The organism is Mycobacterium gordonae, from assembly GCF_001417955.2.
GTDB classification, from domain to species: Bacteria; Actinomycetota; Actinomycetes; order Mycobacteriales; family Mycobacteriaceae; genus Mycobacterium; species Mycobacterium gordonae_B.
In genome coordinates this window covers 1-3897 of record NZ_LKTM01000108.1, presented here as the reverse complement: position 1 = coordinate 3897, position 3897 = coordinate 1, and the positions used below count along the sequence as shown (strand labels likewise).

Sequence of the window (3897 nt, the reverse complement as noted above, 5' to 3'; positions counted from 1 at the left end):
GTGGAGCGGTTGCCGCACTCTTCGGTGGCTCCGCGGGTGACGGCGGAGCCGGCGGGGCGGGTGGCATCGGCGCAACGGGTCCGGGCGGCGGAGTCGGAGGTCACGGTGGCACTGGCGGAGCCGGTGGGATCGGGGGCGCGGTTCAGTCGCTGATCGGGGGAACCGGAGGCGTCGGCGGCGCGGGAGGCCAAGGCGGTCAGGGCGGCACCGGCGGTGTCGGTGTGGGCAACGCGGGTACCGGCGGAACCGGTGGCACCGGCGGAACCGGAGGAATAGCGGGTGCCGGCGGAGCCGGCGGGTTGTTCGGCGCGGCTGGGGCGAGTGGCGCGAGCGGCCAGGGTGGCCAGGGCGGCACCGGCGGTGTCGGCGCGCAGGGGCTGACGAGTACGACGGCCGGCCTCAACGGCGGCCTGGGTGGAGACGGTGGCGCGGGTGGCCAGGGTGGTGTCGGGGGCGCCGCCATCACCGGCGGTGCCAGTGGCGGTGGCGGTATCGGCGGTACCGGGGGTGCCGGTGGCCAGGGCGGCACCGGGTTTGCTGATGACGGGTTGAACGCCGCCACGGTCGGCGGCAACGGCGGCACTGGTGGTGCCGCGGGTGCCGGCGGCGGGGCGGGCAGCGGCGGCGGTGGTCTCGCCGGCGGTTACGGCACGGGCGGTAGGGGTGGTGCCGGTGGTACCGGCGGCGCCGGCCTGCAGGGCCAGACCAGTACCACGGCGGGCGTCGATGGTGGCACCGGCGGCAACGGAGCGGCCGGTGGTCAGGGCGGTGCGGGCGGTAATTCCGCTGCCGGTGGCACGGCCGGCGCCGGGGGCGTGGGCGGTACCGGTGGCGCGGGTGGCCAGGGCGGTACCGGGTTTGCTGACGACGGGACCAACGCCGCGACCGCCGGTGGCGATGGCGGCACTGGTGGTGCCGCGGGTGCCGGCGGGAAGGCCGGTACTGGTGGCGCGGCGGGTGTGGACGGCGGCTACGGCACGGGCGGTAAGGGTGGCGCCGGTGGTACCGGCGGCGCCGGCCTGCAGGGGCAGACCAGCACGACCCCGGGGCTGACCGGCGGCACCGGCGGCAACGGCGCGGCCGGCGGTCAGGGCGGGGCCGGCGGTGGTTCTGGTACCGGTGGCACGGCCGGTGCCGGGGGCGTCGGCGGTAGCGGGGGCGCGGGTGGCCAGGGCGGTACCGGGTTTGCCGATGACGGCACCAACGCCGCGACCGCCGGCGGCGCCGGCGGTACTGGTGGTGCCGCGGGTGCCGGCGGCAAGGCCGGTACTGGTGGCGCGGCGGGTGTGGACGGCGGCTACGGCACGGGCGGCAAGGGTGGCGCCGGAGGTACCGGGGGTGCCGGCCTGCAGGGGCAGAACAGCACGACCCCGGGGCTGACCGGCGGCACCGGCGGCAACGGCGCGGCCGGCGGTCAGGGCGGGGCCGGCGGAAATTCTGGTGCCGGTGGCACGGCCGGCGCCGGGGGCGTGGGCGGTACCGGCGGTTCCGGCGGCAAGGGCGGCGCCGGGTTTGGTGATGACGGGGTCAACGCCCCGACCGCCGGCGGCGCCGGTGGTAACGGAGGTGTGGGTGGTGCCGGCGGCGCGATGGGCAGCGGTGGCACCGCAAGCACCGCGGGCGTCGGCGGCGCCGGCGGTGCCGCTGGTAATGGCGGAGTGGGTGGCGCGACGACCATCGCGGGCAAGTCGGGCGGCGCGGGCGGTGCCGGCGGCCAAGGCGGCGCCGGTGGGACCGGAGCCGTCGGCGTCGTCGGAGGCGCGGCGGCCGCCGGCGGAGCCGGTGGGCAGGGCGGGGCAGGCGGCACCGGTGGTGGTGCGGTGGGAGGCGCCACGAACGGCGTCGGCGGCGCCGGGGGTGCCGGTGGTCAGGGCGGTGCCGGCGGTGCGGGATTCGCCGATGACGGCAGCAACAATGCGGGCGCGGGCGCAACCGGCGGGACCGGTGGTGCCGGCGGCGCGGGCGGCGCATCGGGGAGCGGCGGCGCCGGGGGCGGTGCCGGCACCGCGGGCGCAGGAGGCAAGGGCGGCGGCGGCGTGGGCGGAGCGACAACCACCACCGGGCACACCGCTGGTGCCGGTGGCGCCGGCGGAGCCGGCGGCCAGGGCGCTACGGGGATCGCGAGTACGGCCGGCGGCGTCGGCTCTGCCGGTGGTGTCGGCGGACAGGGTGGCACCGGCGGTGCGGGCGGCGGTGCGGTGGCCGGGGCCACCAATGGCGGTGGTGGCGCCGGGGGTGCCGGTGGTCAAGGTGGTGGCGGTGGTACCGGGTTTGCCGATGACGGCAGCGACAACGCCGGCGCCGGCGGAACCGGTGGGACCGGTGGTATCGGCGGTGCCGGCGGTGCGGCGGGCAGCGGCGGCTCCGGTGGCACCGTGGGCGCGGCAGGGGTCGGCGGCAAGGGCGGTATCGGTGGCGTCGGTGGGGCCACGGCGACCGTCGGCCACACCGCTGGTGTCGGTGGGCAGGGTGGTGCCGGTGGCGCCGGAGCCGTGGGTGCAAGCGGTGCTCCGGGCGCGACCGGCGGTGTCGGTGGGCAGGGTGGTGCCGGCGGTTCCGGCGGCGCAGCGGTAGCCGGGGCTACCAACGGCAAGGGCGGCGTCGGGGGTACCGGCGGCCAGGGTGGTACCGGTGGTGCCGGTTCAGCTGACGGCGGCACCAACAATGCGGGCTCCGGTGGCACCGGCGGCGCCGGTGGTGGCGGCGGCGTGGGCGGCGCGGCGGGAACCGGCGGCTCCGGCGGTATCGCGGGCGCGGCAGGGGCCGGTGGCCTCGGCGGTAACGGCGGGGTAGGCGGAGCCACGGCCACCGCGGGTAATACCTCGGGTGCCGGCGGCGACGGCGGCCAGGGTGGCGCCGGCGGCGTCGGCGCGGTGGGCTCGGCCAGCGGGGCCGGATCTGTCGGTGGTGTCGGCGGTCAGGGCGGCACCGGCGGTGCCGGTGGTGGTGCGGTGACCGGTGCCACCCGGGGGAACGGTGGCATCGGCGGCGCCGGCGGTCAGGGTGGTGCCGGTGGTGCCGGGTTCGCCGATGACGGCAGCAACAACGCGGGTGCCGGCGGAAACGGCGGGGCCGGGGGCGTCGGCGGTGCCGGTGGTGGGGTTGGCAGCGGCGGCTCCGGTGGCACTGTGGGCGCGGCAGGGGCCGGCGGCAAGGGCGGTGTCGGTGGCGTCGGTGGAGCCACGGCGACCGTCGGGCACACCGCTGGTACCGGCGGTCAGGGCGGTGCCGGTGGTGCGGGGGCCGTGGGTGCGAGCGGTGCTCCGGGCTCGACCGGCGGTGTCGGCGGGCAGGGCGGCGCCGGCGGTTCCGGTGGTGCCGCGGTGGCCGGGGCTACCAACGGCAAGGGCGGCGTCGGGGGTACCGGCGGTCAGGGTGGTTCCGGTGGTGCCGGTTCAGCTGACGGCGGCACCAACAATGCGGGCTCCGGTGGCACCGGCGGTGCCGGCGGTGTCGGCGGCGACGGTGGAGCGGCAGGAACGGGCGGTTCGGGAGGCAGCGCGGGGACGGCAGGAGCCGGTGGCAAGGGTGGCATCGGCGGCCAGGGTGGGGCGACGACCACAACCGGCAACACCGCCGGCGCAGGCGGTGCCGGTGGCGCCGGAGGTGCCGGTGGAATCGGCGCCGTCGGAGCGACCGGCGGGGCGGGGTCGGCCGGCGGCGTCGGCGGCCAGGGCGGAGCCGGCGGCACCGGCGGTACCGCGGTCGTCGGTGCCACCAACGGCAAGGGCGGAATCGGCGGGATCGGCGGCCAGGGCGGTGGCGGCGGTGCCGGCTTCGCCGACGGCGGCAGCAACAACGCGGGCGCCGGCGGGTCCGGCGGAAACGGTGGCGTCGGTGGTGCGGGCGGTGCGGTGGGCACCGGCGGGTCCGGAGGGACCGCGGGCGTTGGCGGAG

At 79.0% G+C, this 3897-nt stretch carries 1 protein-coding gene; it reads left to right on the top strand.

Annotated elements, in window-relative coordinates; all coding sequences use genetic code 11:
- The coding region (locus tag AO501_RS37920; protein ID WP_197419818.1) for a hypothetical protein at window positions 1-3897 on the top strand (3897 nt) is incomplete at both ends.